Source organism: Nonomuraea phyllanthi, from assembly GCF_006334985.2.
Classification (GTDB): Bacteria; Actinomycetota; Actinomycetes; order Streptosporangiales; family Streptosporangiaceae; genus Nonomuraea; species Nonomuraea phyllanthi.
The window spans coordinates 39,474-60,697 of record NZ_VDLX02000015.1 but is presented as its reverse complement, the minus strand read 5'-3'; the positions used below and the strand labels follow the sequence as shown (position 1 = coordinate 60,697).

The window sequence follows — 21,224 nt, the reverse complement described above, 5'->3', positions numbered from 1 at the left end:
TCATCCGAAAATGACAAGATTTCCCCCTTTGGCTGACCCACAGCCGTACTTCGGGTGGGGGCCAAGGAGTGTTACAAGTATCTCCATGAAACGCCTGAGCATCGATGGAGCGCTGCTCTACATCCCCCGCATCCACAGCGACGCGCGGGGCGATTTCCTGGAAAGCTTCCGCGCCGCCGACCTGCGCGAGGCGCTGGGGCACTCGATCGAGCTGGCCCAGGTCAACTGCTCGGTCTCCCGGCGCGGTGTGCTGCGCGGCGTCCACTTCGCCGACGTGCCGCCCGGCCAGGCCAAATACGTCACGTGCGTGGCGGGCGAGGTGCTCGACGTCGTCGTGGACGTACGCGCCGGCTCCCCCACCTTCGGCCGGTGGGAGGCGGTGCGGCTGGACGACGTGTCGCGCCAGGCCGTCTACCTCGCCGAGGGCCTCGGGCACGCCTTCCTGGCGCTCAGCGCGTCGGCCACCGTCGTCTACCTCTGCTCCACGGCGTACGACCCGGCGCGCGAGCACGGCATCCACCCGCTGGACCCGGATCTCGGCATCGAGTGGCCGCTCGACGGGGAGCCCGTCCTGTCGCCCAAGGACGCGGCGGCGCCCACGCTCAAGCAGGCGCACGACGCGGGGATGCTGCCGACGTGGTGAGCGCCGTGGTGAGCATCGTGATACCGGCCCACAACGAGGCCAGGGTCATCGGCCGCCTGCTGGACGGCCTGCTGCGGGAGGCCCGGCCGGGCGAGTTCGACGTCGTGGTGGTGGCCAACGGCTGCACCGACGACACGGCCGCCGTGGCCGGGGCGTACGACGTGCGCGTGCTGGCTACGCCGGTGCCCTCCAAGCGCGAGGCGCTGCGGCTGGGCGACGAGGCGGCGCGCGGATACCCCCGGCTGTACGTGGACGCCGACATCGAGCTGACCACCGCCGGCGCCCGCGCCCTGGCCGCCGCGCTGACCACCCCGACCGGCCCGGACCCGAACGCGCCACACACCACCACGCCGGATGGGCCGCGTGCCGGTGCGCCGGGTGGGGTGCTGGCGGCCGCGCCCGAGCGGGAGCTGGCGCTGGGTGGGCGGCCGTGGCGGGTCCGCGCCTACTACGCGATCTGGACGCGCCTGCCCCACGTGCGCGCCGGGCTCTTCGGCCGGGGCGTCATCGCGGTGACCGAGGCGGGCAACGCGCGCATCCGCGCCCTCCCGCCCGCGATGGCCGACGACCTGGCCGCCTCGCTGGCCTTCTCACCCGACGAGCGCGTGATCGTGCCCGGCGCGAGAGCCGTGATCCAGACCCCCCGTACGGTCGCCGACCTCATGCGCCGAAGGGTCCGCGCCGCGACCAGCGTGGGCGAGCTGGAGCAGACCCAGGCCACGGCCGGAGACCGCACGGGCCCGCGCGACCTGCTGGCCATCGTGGCGGCGCGGCCGAGCCTGCTGGCCGCCGCGGTCGTCTTCGCCCTGGTGGCCGTGGTGGCCAGGCGGCGGGCCGCCCGCGCGATCCGCGCGGGCGACTTCACCACCTGGCTGCGCGACGAAAGCAGCCGGACCTGACCGGCCGCACCCGTGGACGGCGAGACCCGACCGGCCGCACCCGTGGACGGCGAGACCCGACCGGCCGCACCCGTGGACGGCGAGACCCGACCGGCCGCACCCGTGGACGGCAGAGAGTCAACCGGCCGCGCCCGTGGACAGCCAGGCGTACAACAGCCACCCCAGCTCGTACGGCCGGCACTCCCGGTCGACGGCGCGCGGCGGATAGACCCGGTCCAGCACGCCGAGCCGCAGCCCCCGGTGCACGCCGGTGGCCGCCGCCCGCAGGCCGCGGACCAGCTTGCGGGGATCCGCCCTGGCCTCCTTGCGCCACGTCAGGGCGAGGTCGTCGAGCACGAAGGCGGGCCGCTCGATCATCCAGTCGAGCCCCTTGGAGATCTCCGCGACGTGCGCGGCGCCTCCCACGTCGGCCAGGTCGAGCAGCGCCATGGGCGCCATCGCCAGCTGGTGCACGCTGTAGACGGGGTAGCCCTCGACCACCGCGCCGGTCCTGGCGTCGTAGTGCCACCACCACTCCCCGTGCGGCCCCTGGACGCGGCAGATCCTGCGCGCCACCCGCTCGGCCGCGTGCAGCGCCTCGGCGTCGCCGGTGGCGGCGTGCAGCCTGGCCAGCGCCTGCAGCGGATAGACCTGGTCCGCGAAGCAGCCCACGTGGGCGCGGTACCGGGGGACCAGCGGCCCCTTGCCCAGCGCGTGCGGGTAGAGCCGGTTGCCGGCCAGCCCGCCGAGCAGCCGCTCGCGGGCGCGCTCGGCCCGGCCGTCGGTGACGCCCGCCGCGACCAGGGCGGCCAGCGCCCATGCCGCCTCGACGGTGTAGGTCTGGGGCCGCGTGTCCAGCTCCGCCAGGCGGCTCAGCGCCAGGTCCACGTCGGAGTGCCCGGCCTGCGCCGCCGCCCAGCAGATCAGCGCGGCGTCGCCGTGCCCCGTCACCTCCGGCAGCCGCTTGACCAGGTGGCCGACCAGGTCGAGCAGGCTGTCACCGGCCAGCGCCGCCCGCTGCCGCTCCTCCTCCAGGGTCGCCACGCCGAGCGCGACGATGGCCGAGTAGCGGACGCTGCGCCCTTCCGGCACCGCCGTCCACGTGCCGTCGGCCGCCTGGCGCCCGCGCCGGGTGAACGCGAACTCGCCGCCGGCGTATCCGGGTGGCAGCCCGCGCACCGCCAGGTCCACCATGCCGGTCACGAACTCCTGGTGCCCGGAGCTCAGCAGAGCGATCCGGTGATCCGTCACGTCGTCTCCTCGATCCTGCGTCTGACACCGGCCCACTCCCGGACCACCAGGAGCAGGAATCTGCCGTTGGTCCGCACGTACCGCGGCCCGAGCCGTAACGGCTCCTGCAACATGCGGTAGAGCCATTCCAGGCCCAGGCGCTGCCAGCGCACCGGAGCCCTGCGGGTGCGCCCGGCCAGCACGTCGAACGAGCCGCCCACGCCGTGCACGACGCACGCCCCGGTGCTCTCGCCCCACTCGCGGATGAAGATCTCCTTCTTCGGCGAGGTGATGCCCAGGAACAGCAGGTCCGCCCCGGACGCGGCGATCTCGGCGGCGACCTCCGCCGAGTCCTCCACCGGGAAGTAGCCGTCGCGGGAGCCGGCGATGGCGAGGCCCGGATAGCGCCGCCGCACCTCGGCCAGCACCCCGGCCAGCACCTCCTCGGTCGCGCCGAGGAAGTAGGCGCGGTGGCCGCGGCGGGCGCCCTCGGCCATCAGCTCGGTGAACAGGTCGATGCCCGCCACCCGCTCGGGAATGCGGTGGCCGAGCATCCGCGCCGCCCAGACCACCGCCTGCCCGTCGGCCACGACGAGATCGCTGTCGAGGACCGACTGCCGCAGCGCGGCGTCCCCGCGCATGTTGACGATCTTGGCGGCGTTCACCACGCCGATGGTGAGCCGTCTGTGCTCCGCGACCGCGGCCACGCACCGCTCGATCACCTGGCTCATGGTGAGGGCGTCCAGCACGGTGCCGAACACCGTCTTCCTGCAGGTCTGCTGCTCCGGCAACCTCGTCATCCAACCCCCTGGGTGTCCATGACATATCGGCCTCAGGTCCGGAAACGTGACATCACGGGAGAACGAGCTCGGTGAGCGTGGCGCGGTGGTCCGTACGGGGCAGCCGCTGGGTCCGGAAGCTTCGGATCGCGATCCGGCGGTCGGCCAGCACGTGGTCGATGGCCACCTTCGGGAACAGCCGCGGCTGCTCGTAATAGGGCCAGGTCATCGAGAGCCCCTTTCCCGTGACGTCGGCGGCGTCCCGGTAGCCGGTCGCGATCAGGTCGCGCAGCACCGCGTGGTCGAGCGTGGAGTTGAAGTCCCCGGCCAGGATCCGCGGGCGCTCCCCGGCCGGCGGCAGCGCCCGGATGCTCGACGCCCAGCACGCCGTACGCCAGCCCTCGGACGGCGCGCACGCGTGCACGGCGACGACCTCGACCTCCCGCCCGCCTGGCAGCGTGACGACGGCGGGGAGGTGGCGAGGGCTCTTCCTGAAGACCGGCGCGGCGATCGGCGTGTCCGAGGGCCGCAGCGGGTACCGCGAGTAGATGGCCGCGCCCTCGGACTCCGTCCCCGGCAGCACGATCTCGTACGGCAGCAGCCGCGCCAGCCCCAGCGCCTCCACCCGCTCCCGCATCCGGTTGGTGAACTCCAGCAGGTGCAGCACGTCCGGCCGGTCCCGCTCGACCGCCTCCACCAGGGCGGACGGCGGCACGGACGAGTGCAGCAGGTTGACCGCCAGCACCCGCAGCACCGGACCGGCGGCGGGCGGGTTGCGCTCCGGCACCGCCCGCGGCAGGACGGTCACCGCGAAGGCGCCCGCCACGACCAGCGCGGCCACCAGCAGCGGCCGGGCCCGCAGGAAGGCCGCGCACCCGACCGGCACCAGCGACAGCGCGGCGGCGTACGGGGTGAACGACACCAGCTGCGACCAGAAGAACTTCGGCTCCCACCCGCACAGGCGCAGGCCCGCCCAGCCGGCGAGACCCGTCACCATGAACCACAGCACGAGCCAGAGCACCTGCCACGGCACCGAACGGCCTAGACGGCGCTGCACCGGCGCCCGCGGGTCAGCACCGGCCAGGCCGCGTGCAGCGCCTGCCGCCAGTGCCGGATCGGCTCCCCCCGGGTGTGGGCCAGCACGCTGTTGGCCGGCCGCCGGGCCGGACGGGGAAAGGCGCTCGCGGGCACCGGGCGCACCCGCGCCGGGTCCGCGCCGAGCAGCGTGAAGATCTCCTTGGCGAACCCGCACCATGTGGTCTCCCCCGCGCTGGTGCCGTGGTAGACGCCCGGCGGCAGCTCCGACTGCGCCAGGCGTACGAGATAGTCGGCCAGGTCGGCGCTCCACGTCGGCTGGCCGCGCTGGTCGTCCACCACGTCCACCGTGGGCCGCTCCTCGGCCAGCCTGATCATGGTTTGTACGAAGTTCGGGCCGCGCGCCCCGTACATCCACGCACTGCGCACCACGTAGTGCCCGTGCTCCAGCGCGGCCCGCTCGCCCGCGAGCTTGGTCCGCCCGTAGGCGTTGACCGGCCCCGGCGGCGCGTCCTCCGGGTACGGCGACGCGGCGGCCCCGTCGAAGACGTAGTCGGTGGAGACGTGCAGCAGTCGCGCGCCGGCCAGCCCGCACGCCTCGGCCAGCCCGCGCACGGCGTGCCCGTTGATCGCCAGCGCCTCCGCCTCGTGCGTCTCGGCGTCGTCCACCGCGGTCCAGGCGGCACAGTTGATCACCACCCTGGGCCGGTAGGCGGAGACGAAGTCGCGCACCGCCCGCCCGTCGCGCAGGTCGAGCTCGCCCCGGCCCAGCGCGAGCACCGGCTCGCCGGTCAGTGCCGCCCTGTCGAGGACGTCGGCGGCGAGCATGCCGCCGGCCCCCGTGATGAGCCACCTCATGCCGCCTCCTGGCCGGTGGGCCGCCCCGTGCCGGGTAACCCGTGGGTCATGCGGTCCACCAGTCGCGGTGCTCGGTGTACCAGCGGACGGTGTCCTTCAGCCCCTGCTCGAACGTGACCTCCGGCCGGTAGCCGAGCGCGCGCAGCTTGGCGTCGTCCAGGGAGTAGCGGCGGTCGTGCCCCTTGCGGTCCTCGACGTACTCGACCAGGTCCCAGTCGCGGCCGCAGGCCTCCAGCAGGCGGGTGGTCAGCTCCTTGTTGGTCAGCTCGGCGGTGCCCGCGATGTGGTAGACCTCGCCCGGCTCGCCCTTCTCCGCGACCACGCGGATGCCGGCGCAGTGGTCGCTCACGTGGATCCAGTCGCGCACGTTGCCGCCGTCGCCGTACAGCGGGACCTTCTCGCCGCGCAGCAGGTTGGTGATGAACAGCGGGATGACCTTCTCGGGGAACTGCCGCGGGCCGTAGTTGTTGCCGCACCTGGTGATCGACACGTCCAGCCCGTACGTGATCGCGTACGAGCGGGCCATCAGGTCGCCGCCCGCCTTCGACGCCGCGTACGGCGAGCGCGGGCGCAGCGGCGCGGCCTCGTCCCACGACCCGATGTCGATCGACCCGTACACCTCGTCGGTCGACACGTGGACCACCTTGGGCACCCCGGCGTCCAGGCACGCCTGGAGCAGCGTCTGCGTGCCCAGCACATTGGTGCGCACGAACTCGGCCGCGCCCTCGATCGAGCGGTCCACGTGCGTCTCCGCCGCGAAGTTGACCACCAGGTCGTGGCCGGGCACGACCTCGCGGAGCAGCCCGGCGTCGCAGATGTCGCCGTGCACGAACGCGTGCCGCGCCCCTTCGAGGTTGGCGCGGTGGCCGGCGTAGGTCAGCTTGTCGAGCACGGTCACGTACGCGTCGTGCAGGCTGTGGACGAAGTGGGAGCCGATGAAGCCGGCCCCGCCGGTCACCAGGATTCTCATCATGAACTGATCTGTACCTTGCTGTGATCGCCCAGCACCAGCCGGTGGGCCCTGGGCGTGTTGGGTGCCGGGGTGACCTCGACGTCGTGCCCGATGAGCGAGGACTCGATGCGGCCGACGCCGCGGATCGAGGCCCCGGGTAACACGATCGAGTACTCGATCTCGCTCTCGGTCACGGCGCAGCGGGCGCCGATGGAGGTGAAGGGGCCGACGTAGCTGTCGCGTACGCGCGCGTCGCCGCCGATGATGGCGGGGCCGACGATCCGGGAGCGCTCGACCACCGCGCCCCGCTCGACGACCACGCGGCCCACCAGCTCGCTCGCCCGGTCCACCCGCCCGCGCACCCGCGGCTCGACCGACTCCAGGACGAGCCGGTTGACCTCCAGCATGTCGGTGACGTTGCCGGTGTCCTTCCAGTAGCCGGAGATCACCGAAGACTCGACGCGCAGGCCGGCCTCGATCAGCCACTGGATGGCGTCGGTGATCTCCAGCTCGCCCCGCCAGGACGGCTTGAGCTCGGCCACCGCCGCGTGCACGGCGGGGCTGAACAGGTAGACGCCGACCAGCGCCAGGTCGCTCTTGGGCCGCGCGGGCTTCTCCTCCAGGCCCACCACGCGGCCCTTGGCGTCGAGCTCGGCCACCCCGAACTGGCGGGGGTCGCCGACCCTGGTGAGCATGATCTGGGCGGCGGGCCGCTCCCTGGCGAACCTGTCGACCAGGTCGTTGATGCCGCCCACGATGAAGTTGTCGCCGAGGTACATGACGAAGTCCTCGTCTCCGAGGAACTCGCGGGCGATCAGCACGCCGTGGGCGAGCCCGAGCGGCGCCTCCTGGCGCAGGTACGTGACCTGCAGCCCGAACGCCGAACCGTCGCCCACGGCCGCCTCGATCTCCGCCTGCGTGTCGCCGACCACCAGGCCGAGCTCCCTGATCCCGGCCGCGGCGATCGCCTCCAGGCCGTAGAACAGGACGGGTTTGTTGGCGACCGGGACGAGCTGCTTGGCCGACGTGTGGGTGATGGGCCGCAGCCGTGTGCCCGATCCCCCGGCGAGCACCAGTGCTTTCACCGTTAGTAAGCCCCTTCCCCACGGGTGACGACGGACCAGGTCTTCCAGAGGATCTGCAGGTCGAGGATGAGCGACCAGTTCTCCACGTAGCGCAGGTCGAGACGTACGGACTCCTCCCACGTCAGGTCGGAGCGGCCGCTGACCTGCCAGAGCCCGGTCATGCCCGGCTTGACCACCAGGCGGCGGCGGACGTCGGTGCCGTACTTGCCGACCTCCTCCGGCAGGGGCGGGCGGGGGCCGACCAGGGACATTTCTCCGCGAAGCACGTTCAGCAGCTGGGGGAGCTCGTCGAGCGAATATTTCCGCAGGAAAGCGCCTACCCGAGTGATTCTTGGATCGTTCCTAATCTTGAAGAGCACCCCGTCGAACTCGTTCGCTTCGAGCAGCGCTTCCTTGAGCCGCTCGGCGTCCACCACCATGGTCCGAAATTTCACCAGACGGAATTCTTCGCCGCCTTTGCCGACCCTGGTCTGGTAGAACAGCGCGGGCCCCCGGCTCGTGAGCCGGATCACCGCCGCGATGACCAGCAGCGGCAGCGCCAGCAGCAGCAGCGCGCCCGCCGCGCCGAGCCGGTCGAACACGGTCTTCACGACCTGCCGGGTGCCGTCGAACTCGGGATGCTCCACGTGCAGGAGCGGCATGCCCGCGACCGGCCTGATGCTGATGCGCGGCCCCGCCACGTCGAGCAACGCAGGGGCCACGAAGAGGTCGGTACGCGCGGTCTCCAGGCTCCAGGCCAGCCGGCGCAGCGCGGCGCCGTCCAGCTCGGGGCAGGCCAGCACGGCGACCGCGTCGGCCTGCTCGCGCTCGACCACAGCCGCCACGTCGCCGAACGAGCCGAGCACCGGGACGCCATCCAGATCGACGTCCATCGCGTTGCCCGGAAGGCAGGCCCCCACCACCCGCATTCCGTGGTACGGCTGGCGCCTGAACTGCATCACCAGGTCGAGGATCGACTCCCGGTGCCCGACCGCGACCACCTGGCGCATGTAGTCGCCCGCCGCGCGCTTGCGGTGAAGACGTTTACGCATCCGGTAGCGGTAGTAGAGCGTGACGAGCAGCGCCAGCGGCAGCATCGCCATCACGAAGCTGCGCGCGATGGCGGTCTGCGTGGCGTAGGCCATGATGGCGACCGCCGCCATGAGGCCGATGCCGCCGTTGAAGACGGCCTTGAACTCCTCCGTTCCCTCGCCGCTGGCGCGCTGACGGTACGCGCCGCCCATCATGAGCGCGACCGGCCAGGCCACGACCAGACCGAAGCCGAGCGCGAACTCCACCACCGGGATGAACGCGCCGGCCATCAGCCGGATGCCGAGCACGCACACGCAGGCCAGCAGCGCGCACATCGTGTCCCCACTTACCAGGAGCCGTAGGTACGCGCGCGTCCAGATGCTGGACGCGCGGCGTGGCACGGCCCCGAGGAGCACGACGGCGGACTCCTCAGTCCCCAGCCTCATGTCACCACCCTGACAACTCTGTGCACCGCGATTACAGGACGTTCCTTGAACCGCATGGGTTGACAGGTCCCACGCACAATCAAGGGCGGCGGCCCCCAATAAAGACTAAAGATCGATTCCGGTACGGGGAACAACGCCAAATGTCCACAACCGGACGCATGTCAGGTGGTTCTGGGGCTTGACGGAACGATCCAAAGATGCAACGGCTAACCAGAGAAATGTGAAGAAATATCTGATTTCCCGGTGAATGGAGGGCGTTAGTCGTACTCGAGGTCCGGCAGCGCGGACGGCGGGTCGGGACTGCGCCAGACGACCACGACGCCGTCATGGCCCGAGTCGGCGGCCAGGGTGAGCCGTTCGAGGTCGAAGTCGGGCAGGTAACGCAGGCGCGCGAGGAACGTGGCGTCCGTGGCCGAGCGCGGGACGACGCAGTTCTCGCCGTCGCGGTCGAGCAGGATGTAGAGGACGTCCTCCCCGGAGGCGGTGACGACACGGACCTCCACCACGTCCTCCCAGGCGAGAGCCTCGACGCTACCGTCCGCGTAGTGACGGGTGACGCCCTCTTCCGTGACATACACGTAGGAGTCCGGCATCGGATTGCCGTGCATGGGCGCGATTCTTGCGAGTTCCGGGGCAGTCCCGCAAGAGTTCGCGCGCATTGGAGCGCTCTGACCGCTCAGCCGCCATCTGGGGAGCCGCCCCAGGAGTGGCTGAGGTGCGCGGCCACCGCCGCCCTGGCCGCCTCTTCCGGCCCGCGCGCGATCGCGTCGAGCAGCTCGCGGTGCTCGCGCACCAGCACGTCCCTGTCGGTGTAGACCTCGCGCAGCCGCACCAGGCCGAGCCGCGTCTCGGCGGCCAGCACGCCGTAGAGCCGCTCCAGCCGCGGGCTGCCCACGGCCTCGATCAGCGCCTGGTGCAGGGCCATGTGCTCGGCCACGCTCTCCGACCAGGGCGCATCGGGGGGCAGCGCGGCCATCCGGCCCAGCGCGGACTCGGCCTCGGGCACCCGCCGCCCCGTCACGGCCCGCGCCATCAGGTCTTCGAGCGGGCGGCGTACGTACATGAGATCGTCGAGGTCCGAAAGCGTCACCTCGGGGACATAAGCGCTGCGGTTGCGCTCGCGCCTGAGCAGCCCTTCGTGCACGAGGCGCGCCAGGGCCTCCCTGACGGTCGGCCGGGCGACGCCGTACGACGCGGCGATCTCCTGCTCGGGCAGCGGCGTGCCGGGCGCGATCTCCCCGGAGAGCACCCTGCCGCGCAGGGCGTCGGCCAGCGCGCCCACGGCGGAGACGGGTCTGAGCGGCAACGTCACGGCTGCGACTCTAGCTCCCTTTCCCTCCTCGGTACGGTCGCCGCTTCCGGAAGGGCCACCACCACGAGGCTGAGCGCGAGCAGCACCAGCCCCGCGACCGAGACGGGCGCCAGCCGCTCGCCGAGCACCACCAGGCCGAGCAGGGCCGCGACGGCGGGCTCGGCCAGGGCCAGCGTGGCGGCCGTGGCCACCGGGGTGGTGCGCAGGCCCCGGCCGTACAGGAAGTAGGACAGGGCGGTCGTGCCGAGGCCGAGGTAGAGCACGGCGAGCAGCCCGCGCGGCTCCCCCGCCCAGCCGACGCCGTTCAGCAGCAGCACCGGCGCCATGAGCACGGCCGCCCCGCCGAACAGCACGCCCATCACCGCGCCGGAGCGGGCACCCTGGCCGATCGCCCGCGCGGCGGTCACCGCGTAGAAGGCGTAGAGCAGGCCGCCGAGCAGCGCGAGCAGCACCCCGGACACCACCTGCCCGCCCGCCCGCGCGCCGCCCCCGACGATCAGTGCCGCGCACCCGCAGATGGCCGCCGCCGTCGCCACGGCCCAGCGCCCGCTCGGCCGGCGGCCGTGCAGGGCCCAGGAGAGCAGCCCGGTGAAGACGGGCCCGCTCCCGATCGCCACCACGGTGCCGATGGCCACGCCGGTACGGCCGACGGCGGCGAAGAAGCACAGCTGGTAGGCGGCCACCGCGACGGCGCCCAGCAGCAGGCTCAGCCTGACCGCCGTCCTGACGTCCCTGCCGGCCAGGAGGGCGAGCGCGGTGCCGCCGACGACCAGCCGCGCGGCGGCCAGGGCGACGGAGTCGGCCGAGACGAGCAGTCCTGCCGTGCCGGCCGTGCCCCAGAGCACGGACGCGGCGACGACGGCGAGCGGTCCATCTTTCATGCTCGCCATTGTCTGACAATCAGACAATCTCGTCCAGTTGCTGGTCGATCAGCCGCAGCGCCGGAGCGATCACCTCCGCCGCGTAGTCGTCGAGCACGGCCAGGCCGTCACGGATGTCCGGGACGCTCTTGCGCGGCAGCTCCAGCAGCGTCTCCGCCTCCGCCGTGATCGACCCCTCGACGTGGAAGGCGTCACGGGAGGCCGCGATGGAGACCTCGAAACGCACCACGCGGCCGTCGGGCAACGTCAGATCGGCGCCGACGCGGGCGCCCGCGGGCGGGAGGAAATAGGAGAAGGGCTCGCTTCTGGCGAACGGATGATGTAAATCGGCGAGCATCGCCGACGCCCGGCTCAGGGTCTCGAGCAGGCCGGCCGCGGCCAGGCTCTCGCTGTCCACCAAGAAAGGGTAGATCAGCGAACCGCCCCGTGGCCATTCGGCCTGGCCCGCGGGCGGAGCCGCGAAGGACCCACCCCGTTCACTCCGCCGTCATCCGGGTCGTTCATCATTCAGTGGACAGGGACATTCCGTCGGCAGATATTGGATGAGAGCGGAGGTTTGCATGGACGTACGCCTGGACCATCTCGTGTGCTGGGTCTCCGACCAGCTCGGCTCCTTACATTTCTACGAGCAGGTGATCGGCCTGCCCGGCGTGCGGGCCGAGGAGTTCCGGGAGGGGAAGGCGGCCTTTCCCAGCGTGCGCGTCTCTCCCGACACGGTGCTCGACCTGATGGCGTACGACGATTCCAGGGGCGTGGAAGAGGGCACCGGGGTCGAGGGCAGCGCCGGGCATCCGGTGAACCATTTCTGCCTGGCCATGGGCAAGGAGGATTTCGACGCGCTGCAGGTGCGGCTGAAACAGCACGGCGTCGAGATCACCGGCACGGGGACGAACTCGTTCGGGGCGCAGGGCATCGCGCCGGAGACCGTCTATTTCCCCGATCCCGACGGCAACGTCATCGAGGTCCGCTACTACGAATGACGGCGGAGCCGGGCCCTGGCGGCGCGGCGGACCAGCGGGCCCATCTCGTCCAGCGCGCCGGCCAGCGCGACGAGCCCTTCCAGGGCGTCGAACGCCTGGCCCGCGCCCTCGGGATCGACGCCCTCGTAGAGCTCCAGCCCCACGAACGCGGCCGCCGTCGCCCTGGCCAGCCCCGGCACGTCCACGAACTCCGCCAGCGGCGACGTCGCCAGCACCCGCTCCAGCGCCTGGCGTACCTCCTCGATCCACAGGTTGAGGCCGACGGTGGTCGCCGGGGCGAGTTTCGGGTCCGTCTGGCCGCCCGCGAGGAGCTGGGCCAGCGCCGCCACGCTCCCTTCCGCGCGCTCCTCCGCGTGCAGCGAGCGGCCGAGGTCGAGAAGCTCGCGCAGGCTCGTCACGGAGGCGAAGCGGGCGCGGTAGAGGGCGACGCGCTGCCGCGAGCCGTGCTCGCAGGCGGCCACGAGCAGCTGGTCGACGCTGCCGAAGTGGTAGAAGACCAGCGCCTGGTTGACCCCCGCCTCGGCGGCGATCGTCCGCGCGGACGTGCCGGCGATGCCGTGCTTGCCGAGCGTCACGAGCGCGGCCTCGAGCAGCTTGGTACGTGTGTCGGCCACCGGCTTCCCTTACGCGTCAGCAGCGGGCGTCCTCCCGCCTCGGCCTCACGTTAGCGGGAACGCCGTGCTCGGCGACGTCCACGTACTCGGCGGTGAAGCTGCCCCAGTAGCCGAAGATCCGGCCCAGCCACGGGTTCGAGACCGTCACCGCGATCCTGAACCGCTCCGCCCGCTCGTCGAAGTGCTCGCTGACGATCGCCGTGCCCGTGGCGGCCTTCGGGATGGCGACGGCCAGCGGGCCCTCCAGGAACCGCTGGCGGCCCGAGCGGATGACCAGGCCGCCCCGGTCGTCGACGGCGAGGTCGAGCGGCGTGGCTATGTGCTGGTGCGTGCCCAGGTAGTCGACGATCCCGGCACGGGTGTCGTCGTAGATCATGGTGGCGTCGAAGCGGCCCCTCGGGAAGGTGCGCACGAACGTGACGGTCTCGCGGCCGTACGAGTCGAGGTAGGGGTAGTTCTCGATCCGGAAGGGGATGTCCGCTCCGGCATCCGGGACGAGGACGTTCCTGCGGCTGCCGAGAGCCAGGAACGGGCGGATGTGGGGGCCGGCGTTCCAGACACGGGTCATGACGCCGGTGCCTATGCAGGCCCGGCCGCTGTCGAGCCCGACCCCGAAACGGTGCTGGAGCTGGGGGTGGAGGCGGTTGAACGCGCGGCCGAGCGCGCGCTGGAAGATCGAGGGCATGGGGGCTCCCATCCGGGCTGTCGGGTTCTGTTCGGCGCCTTGGGAGCGCTCAGGTGGGGCGAGCCTCCTGTGGCGTCCGTGCGGTCGATCGCGGCGAGCGTCCGTGCGGGCGGGCGTCCCTGCGGGCGGGCGTCCGTGCGGGCGCGCGGCGCAGGCAGCGGCGTGCCGCCGGGGTGCGCGGTGACGGCGGGAGGAGCAGGACGGCCGCGAGGACGGCCAGCGCGGGCAGGGGCGGCAGCCAGATGGCCCCGGTCAGCGCAGCCGCCCCTCTCGCGGCCACCTCGGCCAGAGCCAGGCGCAGCGACCGCTCCGGCGGGCTCCCGGTCTCCAGCCACAGGCGCAGCCGGTCGAACGACCACGCCGTGGCCCACCACATCACCCGGCGCGGCAGCACGCGGGGCCGGTAGTCGTACGACGTGAGGAACCTGACCGCGTCGCCCACCGGGACGTAGCGCCAGTAGCCGGACCCCGACCGGATGGGCGAGAGCGGATGGCTCGACCCGAACCGCAGCGCCGACGTACGGCCGCCGTCGGGCCCGTTCCGGCTGCCCGTGCTGATCCCCACGCCGCTGACGCCCAGCGTGGAGTAGCGGAACGGCTGCCTGCCCCCGTGCGGCGCGAGGTGGTCGACGCGGTTGAAGCGCAGGTCCCAGCGCTGGTGCAGGCCAGGGTCCTGGGTGACTCGCCATACGTCCTCCAGGTCCGCGTTGATCCGGATCTCGATGTAGAGCCGCCGTCGCCGCACGCGCCACCTCTTTAAGCAGTCGCTCAATAAATTTAAGCACACGCTCAACCGCTCGGGAAGTGTCGGTCGCGTCTGGTACACAGGCGGGCATGGGTGTGAGCGTCGACGAGTTCCTCGACCTGCTGGAAGAGCTGCCTGAGGTGCGCATGAGCCATGGCGGCGAGTGGATCGGTCTCAAGGTGCGCGGCAAGGGGTTCGGCTATCTGTGGGAGGCCACGGAGACCGTCGGGCTCAAGGCCACGATCGAAGAGCAGATCGCGCTGGTGTCGGAGCGGCCGGAGGTGTTCGAGGTGCAGTTCACGGCCGGCAGGTTCGGCTGGGTGGTCGTGCACCTCGACAGGATCGACCGTGACGAGCTGTTCGAGCTGGTGGCCGAGGCGTGGTGCCTGACGGCGCCGAGGCCGATGGTCGCCGCGTTCGAGGCCGCCCATCACATCGGTCAGCAGGCCTTATAGCCGCATTTCAGGGTAATCTCCGCCAATATGGAGGTTAGGTTGCGGAAGTGGCGCGAGGACGACGCGCCGGCGGTGCTGCGGGCCTTCCAGGCGCCCGACCTCCGCAGCCAGGCGCCCTTCCCCGTGGTCACGCTCCAGGACGCCATCGGCTGGATCGCCGGGTGGACCGGCGTCGGCCACGCCTTCGCCGTGACGATCGACGGGCCGTCGGGCGAGCAGGTCGTCGGCAACGTCGCGGTGGCCCGCATCGACGACCACGACACCGGGTGGGTGTCCTACTGGGTCGTGCCCGAGGCCAGGGGGCGGGGCATCGCCGCGACGGCCACCGACCGGCTCGCGCGATGGGCGTTCGACGAGCGCGGGCTCTACCGGCTGGAGCTCGGGCACCGGACGAACAACCCGGCGTCGTGCCGGGTGGCCACCAAGGCGGGGTTCCGGGCGGAGGGCATCGAGCGCGGCAAGCTCTGTTACGAGGGCGTCCGCTACGACGTCGAGCGCCACGCCCGCCTGGCCGACGATCCCGTCTGAGCCCCTCGGCCGCCGACGGCCTACCCGTCCGTCCCGGGCCGGTGCTCCACGACGCGGGTGACGAGCTCGATGAGCTGCCGCCGTTCATCGGGCGACAGCGGTGCGAGCAGCTCGTCCTGTGCCCCGGTCAGCAGGCCGTCGAGCCTGTCCAGGTGCTGCCTGCCGGGCATGGTGATGCTGACGATGTTGCGGCGGCGGTCGGACGGGTCGGGGCTCCGCTCGACCAGCGCGCGTTCGGCCAGCTCGTTGAGTGCCGCCACCACGTCACTGCGGTCGATCCCGGTGCGGCGCCCGAGGTCGGCCTGGCTGGCCGACCCGAACTCCTCCAGCGACGCGAGCAGGGCATAGTGGTAGCGCCGCGCCCGCTCGGTGGCGAGCGTCCGATCGACCAGCCGGTTGGCTGACAGCGCCAGCTGGTTGATCAGCCGGCTCGGCAACCTCCGCAGCCGCTCCGGCAGTTTCCCCTCGCCGATCTCCACGACGGCAATCTAGCGCATCCGTTGACCCGGCCAACGAACTTGGCCAGGTGCTCGGCCAGGTGAGAGCGGAGCGCCCACCTCAGGTGGTGCCCGGACCACACCGCGCCCCGCGACAGCGCGCGGGCTCGCGTCAGCTCGCGGCGAGGTCGCGGGTGGTCCCGTCGGCGATGGCGTGGAGCTTGTCCGGGTTGGCGATGTTGTGGATGGTGGCGATGCGGCCGTCGGCGTCGAAGTCGAACGTGACGGTGGCGATCACGCGGTCCGGGCCGCTGAACACCACGCCGGGCCCGCCGTTGATCTCGACCAGCCTGACGGACATGTCGGCGGGCTCGATCCCCTGGTAGGTGACCTGGCCGATGGCTGCGAACCAGGCGGCCACCGTCTGCGCGCCCACGACCGGGCGCAGGGCCTGGCGGACCTTGCCGCCGCCGTCGGTCCACAGGGTGACGTCCGGGGACAGCAGTTCCATGAGGGTGTTGATGTCGCCCCCGGTCGCGGCGGCGAGGAAGCGTTCGGTGGCGTCGCGCTGCCGCGACCGGTCCGCGGCGAAGCGGGGCCGCCGGGCCCGTACGTGCTCGCGAGCGCGGTGCGCCGCCTGGCGGACCGCCACCTCGGAACGCTCCACCGCCTCAGCGATCTCGGCGTGGCTGAAGGCGAAGACCTCCTTCAGCACGAACACCGCGCGTTCGAGCGGGCTCAGGGTCTCCAGCACCACCAGCATCGCCGTCGAGACCGACTCGGCCCCCGTGATGTCGTCGGCGGTGTCGCCGCTGGTGAGGATGGGCTCGGGAAGCCACGGCCCCACGTACGTCTCGCGCTGGTACTGCGTGGAGCGCAGCCGCTGCAGCGCCAGGTTCGACACGATCCGCGCCAGGTACGCCTTGGGGTCGGCCACCTGCGAGCGGTCGGCGGCCGACCACTTGATCCAGGCGTCCTGGACCGCGTCCTCGGCGTCGGCCACGGTGCCGAGGACGCGGTAGGCGACCGAGAACAGCAGGTTGCGATGCCGGTTGAACACCTGCTGGTCGTCCTCGGCGAACGGCTCGGCCACCTGCCGGTCGTCGTCCGCGTGCGGCTCGGCCACCTGCCGGCCGTCGTCCGCGTACGGCTCGGCCACCTGCCGGTCGTCGTCCGCGTACGGCTCGGTCACCGTGCACCCCGGATCCGGGTGAAGCGGCCGCCGCGGGGCCAGAACGCGCCCGAGGCGGGCATCTTCTTCATGCGGCCGTAGGTCGGCCAGGGGGAGGCGGTCACCGTCTCCTTATACCGTGCCGCCAGCCGGCCGGTGAGATACACCCTCCGGGGGCTGTCGTCGGGGTGGGTGAACTGGACGACCGCGTCGTTCCGTCCCAGGCTCACCGGCGTGTGGTAGTAGCCGAAGCGGAACGGCCTGGGTCGCCTGCCGTCCAGCGCGCGCACGATCGACACCGCGGCGTGCACGCCGGTCGGCATGCCGCCCTGGCACGTGCCGTGCATGACGCCGTAGCCCTGGCGGATCGCCGCCGCGTCGCCCACGGCGTACACGTCGGGGTGCGACACCGACCGCAGCGTGGCGTCGGTGACGACGCGCCCGCGCTCGTCGACGGCCAGTCCGGCGGCGGCGGCCAGCGGCGACACCCGCGTGCCGCTGGTCCACAGCACCGCGTCGGCGGCGACGCTCTCCCCGCCGGCCAGTTCGACCGAGCCGGGCAGCACCTTCACCACCTCGACCCCGCTGCGCACCTTGACGCCGAGGCGTTCGAGCGCGGCCTGCAGGTAGGCCCTCGGCCTGGGGCCCATGGCCGCGCCGGGCTCCTGCCGGCTCAGCAGCACCACGTCGAGGTCGGGGTGCTGCTCGGCGATCTCCGCGGCTGACTCGACGCCGGTCAGCCCGCCGCCGCCGATCACGACCGTGCCGCGGCCCAGCCGGGCCAGCCGGTCGGCCAGCAGCTCGGCGTCCTGGGCGCTGTCGAGCGTGTACGCGTGGTCCTCCACGCCCGGCACCGTCGCGACGTCGGCCACGCTGCCCAGCCCGTAGACCAGCGTGTCGTAGGAAAGCACCCGGTCGTCGTCCACCCGCACGGTCTTCGCGTCCGCGTCCACCGCCGTCACCCAGCCGCGGACGAACCGGGCGTCCGTGCCCTCCAGCAGCTCGGGGATGTCGAGCTCGGCGACCTGCTGCCCGGTCGCCGACATGTGCAGCCGCAGCCGCTCGGTGAACCGCTCCTGCGGATTCACCAGCGTCACCCGTACGTCCTCGCGCCCCTTCGTCCGGGCCGCGAGCTGGATCGCCGCCGCCATGCCCGCGTACCCGGCCCCCAGGACCAGAACGTGGTGAGTTGTGGCTGTTTCGCGCTGTGTGGTCATCGCTGTGCCTTTCGTCGGTGCGTACGACCACGGGATGCAAGCTGATTGCCGATCCGTGACACGCCGCCGACGTGACACGCGTCACATGGCCTGGTCCCGGCCCGTGAGCGATTGGAAGCACGGGCGCAGCAGGTCGACGATCTCGTCCGGCGACGCGTCCGCCAGCCGGCCGAGCCGGAGCAGGTAGCGCTCCACGAGGACGCCGTTGATGATCGCGTTGAGCACGCTCGCGCGCAGCTCGGCGTCCGTGCCGGGGATGACCGCCGTCAGCTGCTCGAGCCGGCGGACGGCTGCCGCGCGGAAGTCCTCGGCGGCGTCGGCATGGGTGAGCATCGAGCGCAGCACCGCCAGGGACGCCACGGGCTCGTCGACCAGCCGCTTGCGCAGCAGCTCCAGCAGCGCGCCCGCCACCTCGTCGGGCGTCCCGGCCGCCACCTCGTCGGGAGCCAGTTTCGCGGCCCGCGAGAACAGCTCCTCCTTGCTCCCGAAGTAGTGCATGACCAGGCCGCCGTTGACCCCGGCCGCCGCGGCGACCGCCCGGATCGTGGTGCGCTCATAGCCGAGCTCGGCGAAGGAGCGGCGGGCCGCTTCGAGGATGCGCGTCTCGGTGCCGCGTCGTTGCTCGGCTCTGCTCGGCCGTCGGCTCGGTTCGTTCACCCCGTTCATTATACGTGCGTTGACCGAAACTCCCGCTTCGCTATACATTCGTTCAATAAACATGCGTACAACGAACGGAGCCTCTCCCATGCCCGAAACCCCGCGCCAGATCGTCGAACGGGTGCTCGCCGCGGGCCTCGCGCAGGACTACGAGACGCTCCTCGGCCTGATGGCCCCCGACGGCAGCATCGAGTGGCCCCACCGGCCGGCCGGCGTGCCGGGACGCCTGGAAGGCCACGAGGAGATCCGCCGCTACCTGTCCGCCGCCGCCAAGGCGCCGATCAGGTTCGACGAGTTCACCGACATGACCATCTACGAGACCGACGACCCCGGAACCGTCATCGCCGAGTACGAGGCCCACGGCAGCATCACGACCACGGGCGCGCCGTACCACCAGTCGATCATCGCCGTGTTCCGGATCTCGGGCGGCCGGATCACCTCCTACCGCGACTACCTCGACCCGCTCCCCCTCATGGAGGCCCGCGCCTCCGTGCCGGACACCGCCTCGGCGACGCGCTGACCGCCGACCCTCTCCCCGCGTCGTACCGGCGGGCACCGATGACTTGTCCCGCCATCGCTGGTCATAACAGTCATGACGACTTTCGCTCTTATTCACGGCGGCGGCGGGAGCTCCTTCGACTGGCACCTGCTGGAAGCGGAACTACGCGGTCGCGGGCACGACACGGTCGCGGTGGACCTGCCCATGTCCGATCCGCAGGCGACACTCTGGGACTACGCGGACGCCGTGGTCCGGGCGGTCGGCGAGCGCCCGCGCCCGGTCGTGGTGGCCCATTCCTGGGGCGGCTTCGTCGGCCCGCTCGTCTGCGCTCGCGTCAAGGCCGCCGCGCTGGTGCTGGTGACAGCCATGATCCCGAGCCCGGGCGAGCCGCCGGACGACTGGTGGGCACAGAGCGGCCGGCCCTCGTCCGGCATCGACGACAGCTACGAGCTCTGCCTGCATGACGTCCCGCGCGAGCTGGCCGAGCGGGTGCTGGCCCACGACGGCGCGCTCGCCGTGAACATGAGCATGGATCGCGCGTGTCGCGAGCCCTGGCCCCTGTCCGCCTGGCCCGACGTCCCGACGACGTACCTGCTCTGCCGGGACGACCGCCTCTTCCCCGCGGACTTCGTCCGCCGCCACGTCAAGGAGCGGCTCGGCATCGTCCCGGACGAGATGCCCGGCAGTCACATGGTGATGCTGTCGCGGCCGGGCGAACTCGCCGACCGCCTCGCGGCGATCGGCGCATAAGGGACGCAACCATGGGGCGGCCTCCGGGATAGAGAGGTAGTCAGCGCCTCGGACACGGAGGAACCGATCATGAAGCGACAGGCCGCCCCATGGCCACGGCCTGAGTGGTGAGTCGGCCCACGGAGCAGCTCGGCGACTCCGAAATCGTCGCGGCCTCTTCCACGGACCCTGAGGCGTTCGGCGAGCTGTTCCGCCGCCACGCGCCGCGCCTGCACGCCTACATCAAGCGCCGCCTCGGCCGTACGCTCGCCGACGACATCGTCGCGGAGGCGTTCGCCACCGCGTTCCGGCAGCGAGGGCGATTCGACGCGACCGACCCGCTGGGCCGCCCTGGGGTGGTGATCTCCCTGCCGTTGGAGACGACCGTCCCTCTCGGCCTCTCTACCGCGCCCGAGCAGCTCGGCACCTACCGGCGCCAGTGGATCATCGACCCCGGCACCGGAACGCTGCTGGCCATCCGCGATCTCGTGGCGACCCCGCCACGGGGCTCCCGCGACCTCCCGCCGGGGGACGACGGCAGGCCGCGCCGCCTGACGGCCGCGACCCAGCCTGACCGCTTCCACAAGCCGGGCGAGGTGTCGGAGTACGAGACGTACGAGGTCGCGGAGTGGACCGACACGGCACCGCAGTAGAGGCCGCCGCTCACGACCCGCCCCGTCACGCCGCCCATCATCCGGCGGTCGCGCGCTCACCCGCGCCACCGCCGGATGGCCCATTCGGCCACCACCAGATTGATCACCCACGCGGCGACCATCAGGAACATCCTCGGCAACTGACCCGGAGCCCCGAAGAAGAGCATCCAGGGCGCCTGCGTGAACGCCTGCGTACCGGCTCCCATGCCGATGGCATAACCCCGGATCATCCAGGCCCGATGCCGGGAGAAATCCCGCCGCCGGATCGCGGCGAATCCGAGCCCGATCGAGACGACCATCGCCGCACCGAAGAAGAGCCTGAAGCCGAGAAGGAGATCGCCGTCCACGGGGCGGCTGTGGAAATACGCCATCCACATTCCCGTGAGCCCCGCCAGCAGCCCGCACACAACGAGCAGCCGCCCCGCTCTCCGATGCCAGCCGTTCCTTCGGCGCCGCAGCCGAGGTACGAACTGAAAAGCTCCCAGAATGCTGTACGCGGTGACGCTGACAATGTGCAGCACCAGCGGCACAGGCGCCGCGAGGGCCGCGGTCCGCGGCAGGTTCACGGGACCGCCGGCCAGCTCGGTCATGCGTAAGGCACCGGCGACCACGGGAACGAGGCCGAGGGCGATCAACCCGGCCGGAACCCGCCACCCACCCCGGGCGCGGCCACGCGGTGAACGCGCGGATCGTACTGCCATGCTCTCGTCGCTCATGCCCTGATGGTGACGGCCGGCGCCATGC

The 21,224-nt window shown here is 72.0% G+C and carries 27 protein-coding genes; 8 read left to right on the top strand and 19 right to left on the bottom strand.

Annotation, left to right across the window (positions count from 1 at the left end; translation table 11 throughout):
- The first annotated feature begins 85 nt into the window (after nucleotides 1-85).
- Both rfbC and FH608_RS34025 read left to right on the top strand, forming a co-directional pair.
- Nucleotides 86-643, top strand: a complete 558-nt coding sequence (rfbC, locus tag FH608_RS34030) for a dTDP-4-dehydrorhamnose 3,5-epimerase (RefSeq protein ID WP_193318779.1) — start codon at nucleotides 86-88, stop codon at nucleotides 641-643.
- Nucleotides 644-651: 8 nt separating this feature from the next.
- On the top strand, nucleotides 652-1,542 hold the full coding sequence (locus tag FH608_RS34025) for a glycosyltransferase family 2 protein (protein ID WP_226900140.1): 891 nt from the start codon (nucleotides 652-654) through the stop codon (nucleotides 1,540-1,542).
- A gap of 117 nt (nucleotides 1,543-1,659) precedes the next feature.
- On the opposite strand, the gene FH608_RS34020 is transcribed toward FH608_RS34025, so the two are convergent.
- The 11 genes from FH608_RS34020 to FH608_RS33970 form a co-directional block, all read right to left on the bottom strand.
- A complete protein-coding gene (locus tag FH608_RS34020) occupies nucleotides 1,660-2,772 on the bottom strand; it encodes a hypothetical protein (protein WP_139634486.1) in 1,113 nt (370 codons plus the stop codon).
- On the bottom strand, nucleotides 2,769-3,551 hold the full coding sequence (locus FH608_RS34015) for a WecB/TagA/CpsF family glycosyltransferase (protein WP_139634485.1): 783 nt from the start codon (nucleotides 3,549-3,551) through the stop codon (nucleotides 2,769-2,771). The genes FH608_RS34020 and FH608_RS34015 overlap by 4 nt, the downstream gene beginning before the upstream one ends.
- Nucleotides 3,552-3,603: 52 nt before the next feature.
- The gene (locus FH608_RS34010; protein WP_139634484.1) at nucleotides 3,604-4,563 is read right to left on the bottom strand and encodes an endonuclease/exonuclease/phosphatase family protein; all 960 of its coding nucleotides are present in this window, start codon (nucleotides 4,561-4,563) and stop codon (nucleotides 3,604-3,606) included.
- Nucleotides 4,564-4,571: 8 nt separating this feature from the next.
- Entirely contained in the window at nucleotides 4,572-5,423 is an 852-nt protein-coding gene (gene rfbD / locus FH608_RS34005; protein ID WP_139634483.1) for a dTDP-4-dehydrorhamnose reductase, read from the bottom strand.
- A gap of 46 nt (nucleotides 5,424-5,469) precedes the next feature.
- Nucleotides 5,470-6,393 (bottom strand): dTDP-glucose 4,6-dehydratase, encoded by a 924-nt coding sequence (rfbB, locus tag FH608_RS34000; protein ID WP_139634663.1) that lies wholly within the window; start codon nucleotides 6,391-6,393, stop codon nucleotides 5,470-5,472.
- Nucleotides 6,393-7,460: a glucose-1-phosphate thymidylyltransferase gene (locus FH608_RS33995; protein WP_139634482.1), complete on the bottom strand. Its 1,068-nt coding sequence runs from the start codon at nucleotides 7,458-7,460 to the stop codon at nucleotides 6,393-6,395. The genes rfbB and FH608_RS33995 overlap by 1 nt, the downstream gene beginning before the upstream one ends.
- A gap of 2 nt (nucleotides 7,461-7,462) precedes the next feature.
- Nucleotides 7,463-8,917: a sugar transferase gene (locus FH608_RS33990; protein ID WP_139634481.1), complete on the bottom strand. Its 1,455-nt coding sequence runs from the start codon at nucleotides 8,915-8,917 to the stop codon at nucleotides 7,463-7,465.
- 257 nt (nucleotides 8,918-9,174) lie between these two features.
- Complete coding sequence (locus tag FH608_RS33985; protein WP_139634480.1) at nucleotides 9,175-9,525, bottom strand: hypothetical protein; 351 nt, start codon at nucleotides 9,523-9,525, stop codon at nucleotides 9,175-9,177.
- Between the two features lie 68 nt (nucleotides 9,526-9,593).
- Nucleotides 9,594-10,229, bottom strand: coding sequence for a GntR family transcriptional regulator (locus FH608_RS33980; RefSeq protein ID WP_139634479.1), 636 nt, complete (start codon nucleotides 10,227-10,229; stop codon nucleotides 9,594-9,596).
- The gene (locus FH608_RS33975; protein ID WP_139634478.1) at nucleotides 10,226-11,110 is read right to left on the bottom strand and encodes a DMT family transporter; all 885 of its coding nucleotides are present in this window, start codon (nucleotides 11,108-11,110) and stop codon (nucleotides 10,226-10,228) included. The genes FH608_RS33980 and FH608_RS33975 overlap by 4 nt, the downstream gene beginning before the upstream one ends.
- Before the next feature lie 19 nt (nucleotides 11,111-11,129).
- Nucleotides 11,130-11,507 (bottom strand): hypothetical protein, encoded by a 378-nt coding sequence (locus tag FH608_RS33970; protein WP_139634477.1) that lies wholly within the window; start codon nucleotides 11,505-11,507, stop codon nucleotides 11,130-11,132.
- A 163-nt stretch (nucleotides 11,508-11,670) separates the two neighbouring features.
- Here FH608_RS33970 and FH608_RS33965 point away from each other — a divergent pair, with 163 nt between their 5' ends.
- Nucleotides 11,671-12,090, top strand: coding sequence for a VOC family protein (locus tag FH608_RS33965; RefSeq protein ID WP_139634476.1), 420 nt, complete (start codon nucleotides 11,671-11,673; stop codon nucleotides 12,088-12,090).
- Here the strand turns inward: FH608_RS33965 and FH608_RS33960 are convergent.
- Genes FH608_RS33960 through FH608_RS33950 form a run of 3 tightly spaced genes read right to left on the bottom strand, consistent with a single transcriptional unit; the run spans nucleotide 12,081 to nucleotide 14,134 of the window.
- Nucleotides 12,081-12,704 (bottom strand): TetR/AcrR family transcriptional regulator, encoded by a 624-nt coding sequence (locus FH608_RS33960; RefSeq protein ID WP_139634475.1) that lies wholly within the window; start codon nucleotides 12,702-12,704, stop codon nucleotides 12,081-12,083. The two genes, FH608_RS33965 and FH608_RS33960, sit on opposite strands and share 10 nt — an antisense overlap.
- Nucleotides 12,705-12,720: 16 nt before the next feature.
- Nucleotides 12,721-13,389, bottom strand: a complete 669-nt coding sequence (locus FH608_RS33955) for a DUF4166 domain-containing protein (RefSeq protein WP_139634474.1) — start codon at nucleotides 13,387-13,389, stop codon at nucleotides 12,721-12,723.
- A 49-nt stretch (nucleotides 13,390-13,438) separates the two neighbouring features.
- On the bottom strand, nucleotides 13,439-14,134 hold the full coding sequence (locus tag FH608_RS33950) for an SRPBCC family protein (protein WP_139634473.1): 696 nt from the start codon (nucleotides 14,132-14,134) through the stop codon (nucleotides 13,439-13,441).
- Nucleotides 14,135-14,223: 89 nt separating this feature from the next.
- Here FH608_RS33950 and FH608_RS33945 point away from each other — a divergent pair, with 89 nt between their 5' ends.
- Together FH608_RS33945 and FH608_RS33940 are read left to right on the top strand one after the other, a co-directional pair.
- The gene (locus FH608_RS33945; protein ID WP_139634472.1) at nucleotides 14,224-14,589 is read left to right on the top strand and encodes an MmcQ/YjbR family DNA-binding protein; all 366 of its coding nucleotides are present in this window, start codon (nucleotides 14,224-14,226) and stop codon (nucleotides 14,587-14,589) included.
- A gap of 27 nt (nucleotides 14,590-14,616) precedes the next feature.
- A complete protein-coding gene (locus FH608_RS33940) occupies nucleotides 14,617-15,117 on the top strand; it encodes a GNAT family N-acetyltransferase (RefSeq protein ID WP_139634471.1) in 501 nt (166 codons plus the stop codon).
- Nucleotides 15,118-15,137: 20 nt separating this feature from the next.
- Here the strand turns inward: FH608_RS33940 and FH608_RS33935 are convergent, their stop codons facing one another.
- The 4 genes from FH608_RS33935 to FH608_RS33920 form a co-directional block, all read right to left on the bottom strand.
- Nucleotides 15,138-15,596: a MarR family winged helix-turn-helix transcriptional regulator gene (locus tag FH608_RS33935; RefSeq protein WP_139634470.1), complete on the bottom strand. Its 459-nt coding sequence runs from the start codon at nucleotides 15,594-15,596 to the stop codon at nucleotides 15,138-15,140.
- A gap of 130 nt (nucleotides 15,597-15,726) precedes the next feature.
- Nucleotides 15,727-16,746 carry an RNA polymerase sigma-70 factor gene (locus tag FH608_RS33930; protein ID WP_317135597.1) on the bottom strand — a complete coding sequence of 340 codons (1,020 nt, stop codon included), beginning with the start codon at nucleotides 16,744-16,746 and terminating at the stop codon, nucleotides 15,727-15,729.
- On the bottom strand, nucleotides 16,743-17,942 hold the full coding sequence (locus FH608_RS33925; protein ID WP_139634469.1) for an NAD(P)/FAD-dependent oxidoreductase: 1,200 nt from the start codon (nucleotides 17,940-17,942) through the stop codon (nucleotides 16,743-16,745). Before FH608_RS33925 ends, FH608_RS33930 begins: the two co-directional genes overlap by 4 nt.
- Before the next feature lie 81 nt (nucleotides 17,943-18,023).
- Nucleotides 18,024-18,599: a TetR/AcrR family transcriptional regulator gene (locus tag FH608_RS33920; RefSeq protein WP_226900139.1), complete on the bottom strand. Its 576-nt coding sequence runs from the start codon at nucleotides 18,597-18,599 to the stop codon at nucleotides 18,024-18,026.
- Nucleotides 18,600-18,687: 88 nt separating this feature from the next.
- Here FH608_RS33920 and FH608_RS33915 point away from each other — a divergent pair, with 88 nt between their 5' ends.
- The 3 genes from FH608_RS33915 to FH608_RS51780 all read left to right on the top strand — a co-directional run bounded on the left by FH608_RS33915 (nucleotide 18,688) and on the right by FH608_RS51780 (nucleotide 20,480).
- The gene (locus FH608_RS33915; RefSeq protein WP_139634467.1) at nucleotides 18,688-19,119 is read left to right on the top strand and encodes a nuclear transport factor 2 family protein; all 432 of its coding nucleotides are present in this window, start codon (nucleotides 18,688-18,690) and stop codon (nucleotides 19,117-19,119) included.
- 72 nt (nucleotides 19,120-19,191) lie between these two features.
- Entirely contained in the window at nucleotides 19,192-19,848 is a 657-nt protein-coding gene (locus FH608_RS33910; protein ID WP_139634466.1) for an alpha/beta fold hydrolase, read from the top strand.
- A 107-nt stretch (nucleotides 19,849-19,955) separates the two neighbouring features.
- Entirely contained in the window at nucleotides 19,956-20,480 is a 525-nt protein-coding gene (locus tag FH608_RS51780) for an RNA polymerase sigma factor (RefSeq protein ID WP_226900138.1), read from the top strand.
- Between the two features lie 56 nt (nucleotides 20,481-20,536).
- Here FH608_RS51780 and FH608_RS33900 read toward each other — a convergent pair whose 3' ends face one another.
- On the bottom strand, nucleotides 20,537-21,196 hold the full coding sequence (locus FH608_RS33900; protein ID WP_139634465.1) for a DUF2306 domain-containing protein: 660 nt from the start codon (nucleotides 21,194-21,196) through the stop codon (nucleotides 20,537-20,539).
- Nucleotides 21,197-21,224: the final 28 nt, after the last annotated feature.